Annotated in this window: 15 protein-coding genes and 1 pseudogene; 8 read left to right on the plus strand and 8 right to left on the minus strand. The window is 69.9% G+C overall.

Going from position 1 to position 16961, the window contains the following annotated elements; translation table 11 throughout:
- The 3 genes from sucC to EQG76_RS32985 form a co-directional block, all read right to left on the minus strand.
- The coding region (gene sucC / locus EQG76_RS17595) for an ADP-forming succinate--CoA ligase subunit beta (protein ID WP_159715691.1) at positions 1-798 on the minus strand (798 nt) is incomplete at its 3' end.
- 10 nt (positions 799-808) lie between these two features.
- The gene (mdh, locus tag EQG76_RS17600; RefSeq protein WP_159715692.1) at positions 809-1753 is read right to left on the minus strand and encodes a malate dehydrogenase; all 945 of its coding nucleotides are present in this window, start codon (positions 1751-1753) and stop codon (positions 809-811) included.
- A gap of 170 nt (positions 1754-1923) precedes the next feature.
- Entirely contained in the window at positions 1924-4638 is a 2715-nt protein-coding gene (locus EQG76_RS32985) for a type I secretion C-terminal target domain-containing protein (protein ID WP_159715693.1), read from the minus strand.
- Positions 4639-4844: 206 nt separating this feature from the next.
- Between EQG76_RS32985 and EQG76_RS17610 the strand changes: the two genes are divergently transcribed.
- Positions 4845-5450, plus strand: coding sequence for a ribbon-helix-helix domain-containing protein (locus EQG76_RS17610; protein WP_159715694.1), 606 nt, complete (start codon positions 4845-4847; stop codon positions 5448-5450).
- 495 nt (positions 5451-5945) lie between these two features.
- Here EQG76_RS17610 and EQG76_RS17615 read toward each other — a convergent pair whose 3' ends face one another.
- The 3 genes from EQG76_RS17615 to EQG76_RS17625 form a co-directional block, all read right to left on the minus strand.
- Positions 5946-6515 carry a response regulator gene (locus EQG76_RS17615; protein ID WP_159715695.1) on the minus strand — a complete coding sequence of 190 codons (570 nt, stop codon included), beginning with the start codon at positions 6513-6515 and terminating at the stop codon, positions 5946-5948.
- 70 nt (positions 6516-6585) lie between these two features.
- Positions 6586-7134: an ActR/PrrA/RegA family redox response regulator transcription factor gene (locus tag EQG76_RS17620; protein ID WP_223861683.1), complete on the minus strand. Its 549-nt coding sequence runs from the start codon at positions 7132-7134 to the stop codon at positions 6586-6588.
- 41 nt (positions 7135-7175) lie between these two features.
- Positions 7176-8549 carry an ActS/PrrB/RegB family redox-sensitive histidine kinase gene (locus EQG76_RS17625; RefSeq protein WP_159715697.1) on the minus strand — a complete coding sequence of 458 codons (1374 nt, stop codon included), beginning with the start codon at positions 8547-8549 and terminating at the stop codon, positions 7176-7178.
- 193 nt (positions 8550-8742) lie between these two features.
- Between EQG76_RS17625 and EQG76_RS17630 the strand changes: the two genes are divergently transcribed.
- From EQG76_RS17630 to EQG76_RS17660, 7 genes are all read left to right on the plus strand, one after another.
- Positions 8743-9360 carry a glutathione S-transferase family protein gene (locus EQG76_RS17630; protein ID WP_159715698.1) on the plus strand — a complete coding sequence of 206 codons (618 nt, stop codon included), beginning with the start codon at positions 8743-8745 and terminating at the stop codon, positions 9358-9360.
- 113 nt (positions 9361-9473) lie between these two features.
- Positions 9474-9716, plus strand: a complete 243-nt coding sequence (locus EQG76_RS17635) for a DUF1289 domain-containing protein (protein WP_200840892.1) — start codon at positions 9474-9476, stop codon at positions 9714-9716.
- 57 nt (positions 9717-9773) lie between these two features.
- Positions 9774-10787 (plus strand): betaine--homocysteine S-methyltransferase, encoded by a 1014-nt coding sequence (gene bmt / locus EQG76_RS17640; protein ID WP_159715700.1) that lies wholly within the window; start codon positions 9774-9776, stop codon positions 10785-10787.
- 138 nt (positions 10788-10925) lie between these two features.
- Positions 10926-12749, plus strand: a complete 1824-nt coding sequence (gene glmS, locus EQG76_RS17645; protein ID WP_159715701.1) for a glutamine--fructose-6-phosphate transaminase (isomerizing) — start codon at positions 10926-10928, stop codon at positions 12747-12749.
- 73 nt (positions 12750-12822) lie between these two features.
- A complete protein-coding gene (locus tag EQG76_RS17650) occupies positions 12823-14187 on the plus strand; it encodes a formimidoylglutamate deiminase (RefSeq protein ID WP_159715702.1) in 1365 nt (454 codons plus the stop codon).
- Complete coding sequence (locus tag EQG76_RS17655) at positions 14184-14726, plus strand: GNAT family N-acetyltransferase (RefSeq protein WP_159715703.1); 543 nt, start codon at positions 14184-14186, stop codon at positions 14724-14726. Before EQG76_RS17650 ends, EQG76_RS17655 begins: the two co-directional genes overlap by 4 nt.
- Positions 14726-15418 (plus strand): aspartate/glutamate racemase family protein, encoded by a 693-nt coding sequence (locus EQG76_RS17660; RefSeq protein WP_159715705.1) that lies wholly within the window; start codon positions 14726-14728, stop codon positions 15416-15418. Before EQG76_RS17655 ends, EQG76_RS17660 begins: the two co-directional genes overlap by 1 nt.
- Before the next feature lie 64 nt (positions 15419-15482).
- Here the strand turns inward: EQG76_RS17660 and EQG76_RS17665 are convergent, their stop codons facing one another.
- Together EQG76_RS17665 and EQG76_RS17670 are read right to left on the minus strand one after the other, a co-directional pair.
- A complete protein-coding gene (locus tag EQG76_RS17665; protein WP_159715704.1) occupies positions 15483-16559 on the minus strand; it encodes an ABC transporter ATP-binding protein in 1077 nt (358 codons plus the stop codon).
- Between the two features lie 150 nt (positions 16560-16709).
- Positions 16710-16961 (minus strand): annotated as a pseudogene (locus tag EQG76_RS17670) (MOSC domain-containing protein); the annotation flags it as partial.

Genomic DNA, 16961 nt, shown 5'->3' on the forward strand with positions numbered 1-16961 from the left:
GGCGCCGTTGACCATGCAGGCGATGTTGCCGTCGAGCTTGATGTAGTTCAGCTCGTGCTTGGACGCCTCGATCTCCTGCGGATCCTCCTCGTCCAGGTCGCGCAGCTCGACCACCTTGGCTTGGCGATAGAGCGCGTTGCTGTCGAAGTTCATCTTGGCGTCGAGCGCCACGAGATCGCCACCCTCGGTCACCACCAGCGGGTTGATCTCGACCTGGCTCGCGTCCTTCTGGACCATGCAGTCGTAGATGCCGCGCATGAAGGCGACGGCCTTGGCGACCTCCTTGCCCTTCAGGCCCAGGCCAAACGCGATCTGCCGGCCATGGAAGGCCTGGAAGCCGGTGGCCGGGTCGATCGCGACCTTCAGAATCTTCTCAGGCGAATGCGCCGCGACCTCCTCGATCTCCACGCCGCCCTCGGTCGACGCCATGATCACGACGCGCGAGGTGGCGCGGTCGACCACCGCGCTTAGATAGAGCTCGCGGGCGATCTCGCAGCCGTCCTCGATATAGACGCGCTTGACCACCCGGCCAGACGGCCCGGTCTGGTGGGTCACCAGGGTCATGCCGAGCATGTCCTTGGCGAGCTGCTTCACCTCGTCGACCGACTTGGCGAGCTTGACGCCGCCGCCCTTACCGCGGCCGCCGGCATGGATCTGCGCCTTGACGACCCAGACCGGGCCGCCCAGTTCGCGCGCGGCGCTCTCCGCCTCGGTGGCGGTATAGGCGACCTTGCCCTTCAGCACGGTCACGCCGTACTCGGCCAGGAGCTGCTTGGCCTGGTATTCGTGGATGTTCATCGCTCGTCCTTCAGAGCTTGACGGCCGCGCAGAGCTTCTTCACCGCGTCCAAGCTCTTGTCGAACTGCGCCTTCTCCCCGGCGTCCAGCTCGATCTCGACGACCTTCTCGACGCCGTTGGCGCCGATGATGACCGGCACGCCGACATAGAGATCGTCCACGCCGTACTCGCCCGTCAGATGCGCGGCGCAGGGCAGGAGGCGGCGCTGGTCCTTCAGATAGCTCTCGGCCATCTGGATCGCCGAGGCGGCCGGGGCATAGAAGGCCGAGCCGGTCTTGAGCAGGCCCACGATCTCGGCACCGCCGTCGCGGGTGCGCTGGACGATCGCGTCGAGCTTTTCCTGGGTGGTCCAGCCGAGCTTGACCAGGTCGGGCAGCGGGATGCCGCCCACGGTGGAGTAGCGGACCAGCGGGACCATGGTGTCGCCGTGGCCGCCCAGCACGAAGGCGGTGACGTCCTCCGGCGAGACCTTGAACTCCTCGGCCAGGAAGTGGCGGAAGCGCGCGCTGTCTAGGACGCCGGCCATGCCCACCACCTTCTGCGGGGCCAGGCCGGAAACCTTCTGCATCACCCAGACCATCGCATCGAGCGGGTTGGTGATGACGATGACGAAGGCGTCCGGGCAGTGAGTCTTGATCGCCTCGCCGACCTGCTTGATCACGCCCGCATTGATGGCGATCAGGTCGTCGCGGCTCATGCCGGGCTTGCGCGGGATCCCGGCGGTGACGATCACCACGTCGGCGCCGGCGATCGCCGCGTAGTCGTTGCTACCGGACAGAGCGGCGTTGTAGCCCTCCACGGGGCCGCTCTGCGCCAGGTCCAGCGCCTTGCCGGCCGGCACGCCTTCGGCGATGTCGAACAGGACGACGTCGCCCAACTCCTTCTGCGCGGCGAGCAGGGCGAGCGTGCCGCCGATCTGCCCCGCACCGATGAGTGCGATCTTCTTGCGCGCCATTCCGGAACTCTTCCCTCGTTGCACTCTGTCCGTCGGCCGGAAGCCGGCGCCCTTCTAGGCCGACGTGGCGCAAGCGGCAATCCGCACCGCACCGTGCAGCGTGACAAGTCGTTCCCGGGAAGCCCGGCCACGGCGGCGATCGGGCACCGCCGCCGTGGCCGGCATGGCCGCTATCCGACCGCCGTGTCCGGCCGGCGCGTTACCACGATCTTGTCGATGTCGAGCGTGCCGGCCTCGATCTGCTCCGCGATCCCGACCGGGTTGAGCAGGTGGAAGATCGCGGTGGAACTGCGCGCGCCGCCGTCGCCGTCCAGGTCGACCCGGACCTGCACGTCGTTCCGGCCGCCGATGCCGTCCAGGTCGGCCGTCTGGAACTGCACCCACTTGCCGGCCTGGGCGGGGTTGTAGCCGCTGCCCTGCAGGAGGTCGCCCAGCAGCAGCCGGTCGCCTTCCTCGGCATTGAAGTCGTGGATCGTGTCGAGCCGCTCGGTCAGGCTGCCGATCCGGAACAGATCGGCGCCGGCCCCGCCATAGAGCGCATCCTGGCCGGGCCCGCCGTTCAGGAGATCGTCGCCGGCCCCGCCGGCGATGAGGTCGTTGCCCTGGCCGCCATCCAGCACGTCGTTGCCGGCCCCGCCGAAGATCCGGTCGTCGCCGCCGCGGCCGCTGATCAGGTCGTCCTGGTTGGTCCCGTTCAGCACGTCGGCGCCGTCGGTGCCGCGGATCAGGGTGTTCTCCAGCACGACCTGCATGACCGCCGGCTGGCTGGTCAGGCCCTCCTCGTCGGTCACGGTGAACGAGAACTCCCGGGTGCCCGCCCCCACCGTGCCGCTGGTGTTGACGTAGCGCACCGCGTTCAGCGCCCGGTGGTAGTTCTCGAAGCTGTCCAGGCCGATGAAGCGGATCTGGTTGCTGCCATCCTGCACGTAGCTGATCGAGGTGCCGTCGATCACCCCGTCATTGTTGGCATCGGCGCCCTCGGCGATGCCGAGCCGGTCGCCGCCCCGCTGACCGGCCTCGATGCGCACCCGGGCACCGCTGGCCATGGTGCTGTCGTCGGCGATGCTCGCCTCGTTGCCGACATCGGTGCCCGACGCGCTCTCGCGGTAGGTCGGGCCGAAATGCACCTGGAAGGTGTTGTCGTTGAAGTCGAAGTCGGCGCCCCGGTTGGCCGGGGTCTGGTCCTCGAAGCTGATGGTCAGGTCACCCTCGTCACCAGTCAGCCCCGACACGACCTGGGTCCGGCCGAACGGGTTCAGCAGGTTCTCAGGGGTGGTGGGGTCCGGGTCGGCGGTGTGGAACACGAGGCCCTGGACGATCGTCTCGGTACGGTTCTCGGCGATGTGCACCAGCACGGGCGGCTGGCCGTCGCCGATCTTGGCGGCCTGCCCGTTGACGGGGTTGCGGAACTCCAGCCGGCCGCTCTCGAACAGGTCCGGATTGAGGGTGAAGCCCTTCTGCACCAGGAAGAAGCCGATCTGGGTGCCGGCCGGCACGGTGCCCAGCGCATAGCTCGACTGGCCGGGTGTAAGCGGGCCCTTGCCGTCCTGCAGCTTGGGTTGGTCCGGGTCGAAGACGTCGCTGTTGACCTGCGGGAAGGCGATGCGGACGTCCTGGAAGCTGCCGTCGGCGCCGATGAAGTAGACGCCAAGGCTGTTCTGGAACTGCGACACCTCGTCTTTGAAGACGATGGTGACCGTGCGGTCCACGTCCAGCGTGAGGTTCGCCGGGTCGACGCCCAGATAGTCGGCGAAGTCGAACGCCTGCCCCTCCCGGAACTCGCCCAGGGCGTCGCCGGTCGACAGCTTAATGCCGTCCGACAATTCGGCAATCCGGCCGATCAGCAGCGGGCGCACCGACAGGGTTGGCGCCTGGTTCTCCTCCACTGGCGGTGGCGGCGAAGGGGGCGGCGGCGAGGGCGGTGGCGGCGACGGCGGCGGCGGTGACGGGGGGGGCGGCGACGGCGGTGGTGGCGAGGGTGGCGGCGGTGCCGGCGGGGGCGAGACCGGATCCGAGGTCGCCACACCGGTCAGCGCACCCTGCGGCTCGATCTCGCGAAAGCCGAAGGTCAGCGCCGTCGGGCCGAGTGGTCCCGTGGCCTCGGCACCGGGTCCGATGCCGTCCGGGCCGTAGAAGGTGAAGATTCCGCCACCGGCATCGGCCGGACCGGCGGGCTGGGGGGCGCCGTCCTCGCCGGCGGCCGGCTCGATGTTGGCGAGCTGCTGGGAACTCGCCAGCAGGGTGTCGGCAGCGACGAACGGACCATGGAGCACCGAGATGGCCGGCGCCGCCTCGCCTTCGCCGCGCGGCGCGAAGAAGTCCACCAGCACGAGCACGCCGCCATCGGCCAGCGTGATCACCAAGTCCTGCCCGTCGGGAGCATAAGTGGCAGTCTGCGGATCGAAGCCCTCGTCGGGAAGCGCATAACGCTGGCCGGCCTGGACCAGGAAGGTCTTGCGCTCGCCGGGCTCGGGCACCGGCACGGTGACGACCTCGCCGCCCACCGCGGCAGCGGCGACCGCGGCGGCGTCGGCACCGGAGGACGGAGGCTGCGTGCCGGCCGCGGCGGGATCGCCGCCCGGCGCGGCCGGGCCGGAAGGGGGAGCGTCCGCGGTCTCCCGATCCACCGCCTCGGTCATGGCTGGGGCATCCTCGGCGGCGGCCGCCTCGGCCGCGCCACCGGTGCGGGCGGGCTCGGCCGGCACGTCGTCGCCAGCCCCGCCCGCAGCACCGGCATCGCGGGTCGTACCGCCATCGGTCATGTCGGGATCGGCCTGGGCGAACAGCGTGCCGGTATCAATGCCGTCATTGGCAGAGCCCGGACCGGCCAAGTCGGCATCATCGAGGCCGACGAGGCCGTCCTCGTCACGCTGCAGATCTGTCACCCGCTATCCCCACCCCTGTTCCGCCGTGCCGGCCGGGCCACAGGCCAGACCTTTCCGCCCCTTGAGCGGGACCGGCACGATTTTTCCTGAAACCGCTTAACCGAAGGCTAACCTATCCGGCCGCTATATCGCTCTCAACCGCATTCAAGTAGCCTCGCGAGTACCATAGTATGTCTGTTCCGTCCGCTACTCCCGCACAGACAGCGATGATCCGCAAGACCATGCGCATCGGCGAGGTGCGTACCTCAATCAAGCTGGAGCCCGATTTCTGGGCATACCTGAAGGACGTGTCGGCCCAGCGGCGCATCCGCCTCTCCGCACTGGTCAACGAGGTGGCCAGTGCCGCGCCCGAGCGCACCAACCTCGCCTCGACGCTGCGCACCTTCTCGCTGGTCCATGCCCAGCTGCGCACCCAGGCGCTGCACCGGGACCTGGACCGGCTGATGGCGGCCGGCAACAACCAGGACCTGCTCAAGGTCATGGAGACCTGCCCGCTGCCGACCGTGATCCTGAATGCCGAGCGGCAGATCCGCCAGGTCAACCGCGCCTTGGTGACCTGGCTGAACCTGGATCCCAAGGCCACGATCGGCCAGCGCCTCGACAACGTCATGATCCTGCGAGCGCCGAACCTGAAGGAAATGTGGATCCACCTGTCCAATGGGGTGAGCCAGCGCGGCAGCTTCAGCGCCACCTATGTCAGTCCTGGCCGGGTCCGCACTGCCCAGGCCCTGGCCGTCGCCCTCTCGCCCCTGGGCGAGGGCCAGCCGCGCGGCTCGATCGTGCTGTTCGAGACCCTGTCCGGTCGCAACTGACCCTGGCCGCCGGGCCCGGAATGGCTGTCGGACATGGCTTCGAGGTGATGTGGACCGGCTGGCGGGCGCTGTTGCTCCGGGCGGATCGCCAGAGTTCGGCGATGCCGGGCGTCCAGCGGACGGGATGTCCGGCGCCGGCGGAACGTCGGCCGCCGCTGCCAGTCGGTACCTGCCGATCCGAGGGGATGGCGAGGTGCGGCTGAAGGTGCGCGGGGGGACTGCTCGGGATGGTCTTGGCCGATCCCGAGGCAGCGGGCCGTGGCCGGCTCGTGGGAGTTGCCGGGCTGCGATGCCTTGCTGGAAGACGAGTGCTGCCACTTCCCCCCGAGGGGCCGTCCCGCAGAGCCTGCTACGGCTGGTCCGGGGCAGCGGCCAGCAGGCGGCGATCAGAGGCCGAGGGGCTTGGCCGCCAGGTAGCAGTCAGCATCCCCGGCCGCACGCTGCGCAGGGTCGGACGGCTGGCGCGCGGGCAGTGGCCCGCGGCGGGCGAGCGGTTCAACTCTTGGGCGCGCGCTTGCTCAGGATCCGCTGGAGCGTGCGGCGGTGCATCTCCAGCCGCCGGGCGGTTTCCGAGACGTTGCGGCCACACTGCTCGAACACGCGCTGGATGTGCTCCCAGCGCACCCGGTCGGCCGACATCGGGATCTCGGTGCTGTCGCCGAGCCGGCCCGGCTCGCTGCCGAGCAGGGCCGCGACGACCTGATCGGCGCTGGCGGGCTTCGCCAGATAGTCGACCGCACCCGCCTTGAGCGCCACCAGCGAGCTGGCGATGCTGTCGTAGCCGGTCAGGATCACCACCCGGGTGCCCGGGCGCAGCTCCAGCAGCGTGTGCACCAGCTCCATGCCGTGGCCGTCGCTCAGGTTCAGGTCGAGCACGGCGAACTCGGGCGGGTGGTCGGCCGCCTGCTCGTGCGCCTCGCGCAGCGTGCCGACCGCCGAGACCAGGAAGCCGGCCTTCTCCAGGGCGCGGACCAGGTTGCGGCGCAAGGGCGCGTCGTCCTCGACCAGGAGCAGGGGCTTGGGATCGTGCTCGCTGCGGATCCGCTCGCTCGCGTCGCCCAGCATGGTCAGCGGCCTCCCGAGGCGCGCCCTGCCGCCTGCGCGCGGGCGGGGCATGGTTCCGGTCGGATTGCGGTCACTCCTTGGGCGCCCTCTTGTTCAGGATGCGCTGCAGGGTGCGGCGATGCATGTTCAGCCGGCGCGCCGTTTCCGAGACATTGCGGTTGCACTGCTCGAACACCCTCTGAATATGTTCCCAGCGGACCCGGTCCGCCGACATCGGGTTCTGCGGTGGCGGCGGCAGGGCGGCACCGGTCGCCAGCAAGGCGGCGATCACCTCGTCCGCATCGACCGGCTTGGCCAGATAGTCGATCGCCCCGGCCTTCACCGCCGCCACCGCGGTCGCGATGTTGCCGTAGCCGGTCAGGATCACCACCCGGGCCTTGGGATGGATCTCGCGCAGGCGGCGAACCAGGTCGATGCCGCTGCCGTCCTCCAGCCGGAGGTCGATCACCGCGTACTGGAGCTTGAGCGAGTGGATGAGGTTCAGGCCTTCCTTGTAGCTCTCGCCCGGAAACACCCGGAAGCCGCGCCGCTCCAGGGCACGCTGCAGCGAACGCCGCAGCGGCGCGTCGTCGTCGACCAGGAGCAGTGCCGGTTCCTCGCCCGATTCCATCTCCACCATCCCGGATGACGCCACCCGAAGGCCGCCGCTCGGCCGCTCGATCATCCCAAGTTCTCCCCGAAGGAGCGTCGCCAGGCTTCGCTCGGCCAGCGCAGCGTGACCACTGCTCCATCGCTTGCGTTCTCAACATGCAAGGCGGCGCCAGTGCGTGCAAGAAGCGTGGTGGCGATGAACACGCCCAGCCCCAGCCCGCCATTGTCCCTCCGGGTGGAAAGATAGGGTTCGCCCAGCCACTCCAGAACTTCCGGGGCGAAGCCCGGCCCGTCATCCCTGATCACCACCCGAACCTCGCGGCTGTCCTTCTCCACGACGACTTGCAGCTTGCTCCGTGCGAATTCGAGCCCGTTGTTCAGGATGTTGCCGAGTGCGTGCCGGAACTCTGGCGTGGGCATCAAGGTGGGTTCTTCCTGCCCGTCTGCGATCCGGCTGGTCACCTCCAGGGTGACCAATGGTCGCGCATAAAGTTCAGCGATCTCGCGCAAGACGCTGGAAAGGGGTGCGCGCACGAACGGCGCATGCTCGTCATGGTCCCGCCGGCGCCCGATGGCCGCCAGGATCGTCCGGCAACGCAGTGCCTGGTCGAGCAGCACCTGCGCTTCCGGACGCAGCGGATCGTCGTCGTCCAACTCGTTCAGCATCTCCTTGGCGGTGATCAGGATGGTGGCCAGCGGCGAGCCCAGCTCGTGCGCCGCGGCGGTCGCCAGCGCGCCCAGCGCCGACATCTCCTGCTCGCGCGCCAAGGCCATCTGCGCGGCACCCAGCGCGTCCGTCATCCGCCGGGTCTCCTCCGCGACCCGCCAAGCATAGGCGGCGATCAGGATCGCCGCCATGCTGAGTGCCGCCCACACCGCCGCCACGTAGAGGCCGGGCAGCGGCAGGCCGCCGTCGAACCAGGGCAGCGGGCCCGGCACCAGCGCCAGGAAGGTGATGGTCGCCACCGCGAGCAGGCTGAGCAGCACGGTGGAGCCCAGGCCCAGCGTGGCCGCCCCTAGCATCAGCGGCACGGTGAGCAGGGCACCGAACGGGTTGCGCAGGCCGCCGGTCAGCGCCAGCAGGTAGCCGAGCTGCACGATGTCGTAGGCGAACAGCCAGAGCGCTAGGCGCTCGGGCAGCCGGGTGGCCGCACGCAACGTCACCATCAGCGCCAGGTTGATCAGGGCCGAGAGGACGATCGCGGGCGCCAGCCACTCGAGCGGCAGGGGGATGCCCAGCGAGTAGTGGATGAACAGGACGGTGAACAGCTGGCCCACCACTGCCACCCAGCGGGTGAGCGACAGGGTGTGCAGGCGGATCCGCCCCTGCACGTCAGCCGGCTCGGCCAGGCCCAGCACGCCCTGCACGAATAGGCCGGCACGGTACAGCATCCCGCCAGCGCGCCCGTCCTCGACCGCAGCCCCGGCCGTCCGCTTGCCCATCCGCATGCCATCCGCCATTGCAACCTGCCCGCGCACGAACCCCCGCCACGCGCAGCACGCAAGAGGAGATTGTCCTTATGGCCTTCGGGCGGCGCCGGGACGTGGCATCGCGTCCGGATGTCGGGGGCACGCTGGGCGGACAGGGCCGCCTGTCCTAGGGTAGTGCACCGGCGGTGCGGCAGGAAAGATGGCGATGATCAGGATCTGGGGGCGGAAGAACTCGCTCAACGTCCAGAAGGTGATGTGGACGGTAGCGGAACTGGGTCTGGCCCATGAGCGGCTGGACGTGGGCGGCCCATTCGGCGGCCTGGACGCGGCCTACCGGGAGAAGAACCCGAACGGCCTGATCCCAGTGATCGAGGACCGCGGCACGGTGATCTGGGAAAGCAACGCGATCGTCCGCTATCTCGCCGCGCGCTGGGGGCAGGGGCTGCTCTGGGACTCCGATCCCGCGCGCCGGGCACTGGCCGACCAGTGGATGGACTGGCAGCAGACCATCGTTCAGCCGAGCCTGAGCCCCTTGTTCCTGGGACTGATCCGCACCCCCGAAGCGCAGCGCGACCAGGTAGCCCTCCAGGCCGCCGCTGCCCGGCTGCACGAGGTGCTGGCCCTGCTGGACGCCCATCTACGGGAGCGGACCTTCATCGCCGGGGACGAGCTGACCATGGCCGACATCCCGCTGGGTGCCGCGGTCAACCGCTACCTGCACCTGCCGATCGAGCGACCCGCCCTCCCTTCGCTGCAGGCCTGGCACGAGCGGCTGGTCGCACGGGCCTGCTTTCGCAGCCATGTGATGATCCCGCTCAGCTGAACCGGCAGCACCGCTTTGCCGCTGTCGCGCAAGCGGCCGTCGTCCCCGCAATGGCACCGACACGCTTGCCTGCCATATAAAGATAGCGTTATATGAGCCGGGTGAGTTGCCGCGTGCTGCCAGAGATCCCCACGCCCTGCGTCGGCGTCTGCCGGCTCGATCCGGACACCGGCCTGTGCGAGGGCTGCCTGCGTACCGGGGGTGAGATCGCTGTCTGGGGCAGTGCCAGCAACGCGCAGCGCCTCGAGATCGTGCAGCGCCTGCGGGAGCGGCGCCGGGCGCGCGGCATCACCTCCTGGGCCGACCAGCGCCCGCGCCGCCGCGGCCGGGTGGCGATCGGCCGGTCCGGGGGCTAGCGGTCTTCTCCCATCCCGGCCGGCCCAGCACCGGCCTCTCCGTTGGTCAGGTTCCCGATGTCCCATCCCCTTGCCGATCTCCTCGCCGAGAAGTCCTTCCTGCTCGCTGACGGCGCGATGGGCACCAACCTGTTCGCCCAGGGGCTGATGTCCGGCGACAGCCCGGAATTCTGGAATCTCGACCACCCCGAGCGGGTCAGGAAGGTCCACCAGGACTTCGTGGACGCCGGCTCCGACCTCGTGCTCACCAACAGCTTCGGCGGCAACCGCCACCGGCTGAAGCTGCACCAGGCGCAGGGCCGGGTGGCCGAGCTGAACCGGGCGGCCGCCCGGATCGCCCGCGAGGTCGCCGACGCGGCACCCCGCAAGGTCCTGGTCTGCGGCTCGATCGGCCCCACCGGCGAGATCTTCCAGCCGGTCGGCGTGCTTTCCCATGAGGAAGGCGTGGAGGCATTCGCCGAGCAGGCGATGGCGCTGGCCGAGGGTGGCGCCGACGTGCTCTGGATCGAGACAATCTCGGCGCGCGAGGAACTGGCCGCGGCGGTCGAGGGTGCGGCCAGGGCCGGGCTGCCGATCGTCAGCACGATGAGCTTCGATACCAACGGCCGGACCATGATGGGGCTGACCCCCGAGGCGGCACTGGGTGCCGCCCATGTCCTTCCGGTCCGGCCGATCGGCTTCGGCGCCAATTGCGGGATCGGCCCGTCCCAGCTCCTGCACACCATCCTCGCGTTCCGCAGCGTGCGTGACGGGGACGACATCATCGTCGCCAAGGGCAATTGCGGCGTGCCGGAATATGTCGAGGGGGCGATCCGCTATTCCGGCTCGCCCGAGATCATGGCGACCTATGCGAAGCTGGCCCGCGATGCCGGGGCGCACATCATCGGCGGCTGCTGCGGCACCACCGCCGAGCATGTCCGGGCGATGCGTGACGCCCTGGACAGCCATGTGCCGGCGAGCGTGCCGACGCTCGCCGAGGTCGAGGCACTGCTGGGCCCGATCGCCTTCGGCGGTTCGGCACCGGCCCATGGTGCCGAGGAGCCGGCGCGGCGGCGCGCACGGCGGCGCTGACGCATCATCCGGTGCCCGATCGCCGGAAACGGGGCGCCGCGGCACAGGATCAGGTTCATTTGTGGCGCCCGCCCCGATTATGCTCCGGGTTGCGGGCCGGCGGGCATCGGCCCGGCTTGTGGTGAGAGGTCGTTGCGAATGTGCGGTATCGTCGGCGTCATCGGTAGGGCGGACGCGGCACCCTTGCTGCTGGAAGGGCTGCGCCGGCTGGAATATCGCGGCTACGATAGTGCCGGCATCGCCACGCTGGTGGACGGGCGGATCGTCCGGCGCCGAGCGGAGGGCAAGCTCGACAATCTCGCGCGCGAGCTGGACGCTCGCCGCCTGGACGGCACCACCGGCATCGGCCACACCCGCTGGGCTACCCATGGGGCGCCCACCGAGACCAACGCCCATCCGCACAAGGCGGACGGCGTCGCCGTGGTCCATAACGGGATCATCGAGAACTTCCGCGAGCTACGCGAGGAGATGGCCGGCCGCGGCCGCCGCTTCGAGACCCAGACCGACACCGAGGTCGTGCCGCACCTGATCGCCGAGCAGATGGCGCAGGGGCTGAGCCCGAGCGAGGCCGCCTCCAGGGTGCTGGCGCGGCTGCATGGGGCGTTCGCGCTGGCCATCCTGTTCGAGGGCCATCCGGACCTGCTGATCGCGGCCAGACGCGGCAGTCCGCTGGCGGTCGGCTACGGCCAGGGCGAGATGTTCATCGGCTCGGATGCCCTGGCCCTGGCCCCGCTCACCGACCAGATCCAGTATCTGGAGGAGGGCGACTGGGCGGTGCTAACCCGCACCGGTGCCATCGTGCACGACGAGTCGGGCCAGGTGGTCGAGCGGCCGATCCGGCAGACCGCCTTCTCCGGTGCGATGATCGGCAAGGGCAACCACCGCCACTTCATGGAGAAGGAGATCCACGAGCAGCCGGCCGTGATCGGCGACACGCTGCGCTCCTTCGCCGACCCCAAGACCCACAAGGTGGTGCTGCCCGACCTGCCCTTCGACCTGGCCACGCTCGGCCGGCTCTCGATCGTGGCCTGCGGCACCGCCTCCTATGCCGGCCTGGTCGCCCGACACTGGTTCGAGAAGTTCGCCGGCATCGCGGTCGACTGGGACATCGCGTCGGAGTTCCGCTACCGCGAGCCGCCGCTCAGCCCCGACCAGGCAGCGATGTTCATCTCCCAGTCCGGCGAGACCGCCGACACGCTGGCGGCGCTGCGCTACGTCAAGAGCCAGGGCCGGCCGACCCTGGCAGTGGTCAACGTGCCGGAGAGCTCGATCGCGCGGGAGGCCGACGGCTCGCTGCGCACCCTGGCAGGACCAGAGATCGGGGTCGCCTCGACCAAGGCATTCACCACCCAGCTTGCCACGCTGGCCTGCCTAGCGATCGGCGCCGCGCGCGCCCGCGGCCGGCTCCCGGCCGAGCGCGAGGCGGTGCTGACCACGGCACTGGACGAGATCCCCGCCAAGCTCGTGCCGGTCCTCGAGCACAGCGAGCTGATCCAGAAGATCGCCGGCGAGATCATGGCCGCGCGCGACGTGCTCTATATCGGCCGAGGGGCGATGTACCCGATCGCCCTGGAAGGGGCGCTGAAGCTGAAGGAGATCAGCTACATCCATGCCGAGGGCTATGCCGCGGGCGAGCTGAAGCACGGGCCGATCGCGCTGATCGACGAGAACGTGCCGGTGATCGTGGTGGCTCCGCCGGACGAGCTGTTCGAGAAGACCGCGAGCAACCTCCAGGAGGTCAAGGCGCGCGGCGGCAAGATCATCCTGATCTCAGACGAGGACGGCTGCGCCCGGCTCGGCGAGTATGCCTGGCACAGCATCGCCATGCCGGCCTGCGACCCGTTCGTGGCGCCGATCCTCTACTCGATCCCGGTGCAGCTGCTGGCCTACCATACCGCCGTGGCCAAGGGCACCGACGTCGACCAGCCGCGCAATCTCGCAAAGTCCGTCACCGTCGAGTGAACCGCTTCCAACCGCGGCCCTGACGCACTACCCCTAGCTGGCACGGAAGCGGTGCCGGCAGGGGAGGTGTGCGTTGATTCATGCCGATCGGGCCCTCCTGCCGCAGGGCTGGGCGGAGAACGTCCTGGTCGAGGTCGGGACGGACGGGACCATCACGGCCGTGTCGCCCGGCCAGGCCATGCCGGCCGGTGCCGAGCGCGCGGGCCTGCTGCTGCCGGGCATCCCCAACGTGCACAGCCACGCCTTCCAGCGCGCGATGGCGGGCCTGGCCGAGCGTCTGCCGGAGGGGGAGGCCAGCTTCTGGACCTGGCGGGCGGTCATGTACGCCTTCGCCGGCCGGATGACTCCCGACATCGTGCGGGCAATCGCCACCCAGCTCTATGTGGAGATGCTGGAAGCAGGCTACACCTCGGTCGGCGAATTCCACTATCTCCACCACCAGCCGGACGGGCAGCCTCATGCCGATCCGGCCGAATTGGCACTGGCCCATCTGGATGCCGCGCGCAGTGCTGGCATCGGTATCACCATGCTGCCCTCGCTCTACGTGACGGGCGGCTTCGGCCAGCCGGCCGAGGCCGGGCAGCGCCGCTTCCTCCACGACCTGGACGGCTACCTGCGCCTGGTGGAGCGGCTGCGCCGGGAAACCGCCGGCCGGGCCGACGAGGGGCTGGGGATTGCGCCCCATTCCCTGCGCGCGGTGCCCCCAGACGTGCTGGTCGATGCGGTGGGGGCCTGGCGGGCGCTCGCACCGGGGGGGCCGATCCACCTGCACCTGGCCGAGCAGGTCCGCGAGGTGCGCGAATGCCTGGAGGCGACCGGGCGGCGGCCGGGTGAGCGCCTGCTGGAACTGGTCCAGCCCGATCCCGGCTGGACGCTGATTCATGCCACCCATCTGGCGGATGGCGAACTGGCGGCGCTGGCAGCGACGAGCGCCGTGGCGGGCCTGTGCCCCAGCACCGAGGGCAATCTCGGCGACGGGCTGTTCCGCCTGGCAGACTGGCTCGCCGCCGGGGGCAGGCTCGCGATCGGAACCGACAGCCAGGTGGTGATCGACCCGTTCGAGGAACTGCGCTGGCTGGAGTACGGCCAGCGCACTCAGATCCTGCGCCGGACAGTGGCGGCCTCGCTGGAGCGGCCGCATACCGGCGCGCGCCTGCTCACCGCTGTCCTGGCCGGCGGACGGCAGGCGCTGGGCCGGCCGATCGGGCGGATCGAGCCGGGTGCCCGGGCCGATCTCGTGGTGCTCGATGCCGACCATCCGCGGCTGATCGAGCGGACCGGCGATCAGCTCCTGGACAGCCTCGTGCTGGCGCCGGGCAAGGACATGGTGCGCCATGTGATGGTCGGCGGCCGCTGGCAGGTGCGGGACGGGCGGCACCGCCGGCACGACGCCGCGGCCAGCGCGTATCGGCAGGCCGTGCGCGGGCTGGCGCCGTGATCGGGTCGCCCGAACGCTGCCCGTTCTGCAGCGCACCGGCACCGGTCGTCTGGGTGCATGGCCGGGGTCAGTGCTCGTTCTGCGGCACCGATCGCGAGCCCTCCTGCGAGGGGGCCACGGAACTCCCGCTCGGCGCCGGCCTGCCCACCCTCATCACCGAGCGCCTGGTCCTGCGTCCGGGTGCGGTCGAGCCCTCGGCACGCGGCTATGGGACCTGGCGGATCTTTCGTGCCGGCGGGGGCGGCCTGCCGATGGGCGAGGTCGCCCTGCTGCCGCGCGGCCAGGATCGCCAGGAGGTCGAGCTGAGCTTCCGCATCGATCTGATGGCCCGCGGCCAGGGCTTTGCCCGGGAGGCCGCCCAGGCGGTGATCGACCATGGCGAGCGGCGCCTGGGTCTGGACGAGCTGGTGGCCTTCACCAATCCGGACCATCGTGCGCCCGCCCGGATCCTGGCCCGGCTGGGCTTTCTGGCCGATGGCCGACGGATGCTAGCTGGAGGCGAGCAGGTGGTGGTCTGGCGTAGGAGGAGCGGGGGGTGATGCGGACGATCGGCGTGATCGGAGGCCTGTCTTGGGAAAGCAGCGCCGTCTACTACCGGCTCCTGAACGAGGCGGTGCGGGCCAGGCGCGGCGGGCTCGCCTCGGCCAGGCTGCTGCTCTGGTCGTTCGACTTCGCCGAGATCGAGGCGATGCAGGCCAAGGGCGACTGGGAGGGTGCCACCCAGGCCATGTGCGAGGCCGGGGAAAGGCTCGCGGCCGGCGGTGCCGACCTGCTGCTGATCGCCAGCAATACCATGCACAAGATGGCGGACGCGGTCGCGGCGGCGAGCGGGCTGCCGCTGGTGCACATCGCAGATTCGACCGGCCAGGGGATCCGTCAGGCTGGCTGCCGGCGCCCGGCCCTGCTCGCCACCGCCTACACGATGGAGCAGGATTTCTACCGGGGGCGCCTGGCGGAGCGGTTCGGGCTGGACGTGCGGGTGCCGGAGGCGGCCGACCGGCAGCGCGTGCACCGGATCATCTATGACGAATTGTGCCAGGGCATCGTCCGCCCGGAATCCAAGGCGAGCTATCTGGAGATCATCGGCCGGCTGCGGGCACAAGGTGCTGACAGCGTGATCCTGGGCTGCACCGAGATCTGCCTTCTGATCGGCCAAGCAGACCTGGACTGCCCGGTGTTCGACACGACGAGGCTGCATGCGGAGGCTGCGGTGGCGCTGGCCGGCGGCTGAACAGGAACGAAAAAGGTCGCCAGCCTCGCGGCCGGCGGCCTCCTCATGAGTCGAACCTAGCGGTTCAGGCGTTCAGGCGCTGGCCGGTGCGCTTGTCGAACAGATGCAGGTGCTCGACGTCCGGCAGCAGCATGAGGTCCTGGCCGGGCTCGAAGCGATGACGCTCGCGGAAGATCGCCTGGATTTCCTGGCCGGCCATGTGCATGACGACCATGGTCTCGGCACCGGTGGGCTCCACCACCACGACCTTGGCCGGAATGCCCTGGCCGTCCTGGCTGATGTAGAGATGCTCCGGGCGCACGCCGTAGACGACCTCGAGGCCGTCCTGACCGCCCAGGCGCTCCGGCACCGGCAGGTGCGTGCCATCCTTGGTCACCACGTCACCGGCGGCACCGTTCTTGCGCAGCGTCCCGTCGATGAAGTTCATGGACGGTGAGCCGATGAAGCCCGCGACGAACAGGTTGTTCGGCCGGTCGTAGAGTTCCAGCGGCGCGCCGATCTGCTCGACATTGCCGCCCTGCATGACCACGATCCGGTCGGCCATGGTCATGGCCTCGATCTGGTCGTGGGTTACGTAGATCGCGGTGGTCTTGAGCCGCTGGTGCAGCTCCTTGATCTCGGTACGCATCTGCACGCGCAGCTTGGCGTCCAGGTTCGAGAGCGGCTCGTCGAACAGGAAGACCTGCGGGTCGCGGACGATGGCGCGGCCCATGGCGACGCGCTGGCGCTGGCCGCCGGACAGCTGGCGCGGATAGCGGTCGAGGAGCTGGCCCAGGCCCAGGATGCCGGCGGCCTTGCTGACCCGCTCGTCGATGACGTTCTTGGGCGCCTTCGCGAGCTTGAGGGAGAACGCCATGTTCTCCTTGACGGTCATGTGCGGGTAGAGCGCGTAGTTCTGGAACACCATGGCGATGTCCCGGTCCTTCGGCGCAACGTCGTTGACCACGCGCCCGCCGATCGAGATCTCGCCCTTGCTGATCTCCTCCAGGCCCGCGATCATCCGCAGGAGCGTGGACTTGCCGCAGCCCGAGGGGCCCACCAGCACCACGAACTCACCATCGGCGATGTTGACGTCGACGCCGTGCAGGACCTGCACCGAGCCGTAATACTTGTCGACCTTGTTGACCGTTACCGAAGCCATCGATCGCTTCCTCTTGCCGGCACGCCAGGGCGACGCCGAACGCATGGATGCCGGCGCGAAGGGTTGTTCTGGCTTCCGGAGCCTCCCCGGAAGGGCATCGCCCGGCGCCACCTTTGCCGGGGCAGGGCGGCGCTGGCAAGCGGCAAGGCCTCAGACCCGCTCGAGCGGGCGATGCGGGGGAGAGGGCAGCTCGACGGCAAGGGCGGCCCCCGGCGCCACCGGCCCGCCCTGAACCACGATTGCCATCACGCCTGCCTTGCGGACGAGGCGGCCCTGCGCGTCCCGGTCGAGCACGGCGGCCATGAGTCCCTCCTGATAGTGGTCGAGCTGTGCACAGGGATTGCGCAGGCCGGTCAGTTGCAGGCAGGCGCCGCCCTCGATGCGGATCAGGGCCCCGGTCGG

The sequence above is a fragment of the Geminicoccus flavidas genome (assembly GCF_009806515.1).
Classification (GTDB): domain Bacteria; phylum Pseudomonadota; class Alphaproteobacteria; order Geminicoccales; family Geminicoccaceae; genus Geminicoccus; species Geminicoccus flavidus.

Excerpts from the sequence above, each read along its gene's own strand:
- mdh (WP_159715692.1), bottom strand. The coding sequence starts at position 1,753 with ATGGCGCGCAAGAAGATCGCACTCATCGGTGCGGGGCAGATCGGCGGC.
- EQG76_RS17610 (WP_159715694.1), top strand. The coding sequence starts at position 4,845 with ATGATCCGCAAGACCATGCGCATCGGCGAGGTGCGTACCTCAATCAAG.
- EQG76_RS17615 (WP_159715695.1), bottom strand. The coding sequence starts at position 6,515 with ATGCTGGGCGACGCGAGCGAGCGGATCCGCAGCGAGCACGATCCCAAG.
- EQG76_RS17620 (WP_223861683.1), bottom strand. The coding sequence starts at position 7,134 with ATGGTGGAGATGGAATCGGGCGAGGAACCGGCACTGCTCCTGGTCGAC.
- EQG76_RS17625 (WP_159715697.1), bottom strand. The coding sequence starts at position 8,549 with ATGGGCAAGCGGACGGCCGGGGCTGCGGTCGAGGACGGGCGCGCTGGC.
- EQG76_RS17630 (WP_159715698.1), top strand. The coding sequence starts at position 8,743 with ATGATCAGGATCTGGGGGCGGAAGAACTCGCTCAACGTCCAGAAGGTG.
- bmt (WP_159715700.1), top strand. The coding sequence starts at position 9,774 with ATGTCCCATCCCCTTGCCGATCTCCTCGCCGAGAAGTCCTTCCTGCTC.
- glmS (WP_159715701.1), top strand. The coding sequence starts at position 10,926 with ATGTGCGGTATCGTCGGCGTCATCGGTAGGGCGGACGCGGCACCCTTG.
- EQG76_RS17660 (WP_159715705.1), top strand. The coding sequence starts at position 14,726 with ATGCGGACGATCGGCGTGATCGGAGGCCTGTCTTGGGAAAGCAGCGCC.
- EQG76_RS17665 (WP_159715704.1), bottom strand. The coding sequence starts at position 16,559 with ATGGCTTCGGTAACGGTCAACAAGGTCGACAAGTATTACGGCTCGGTG.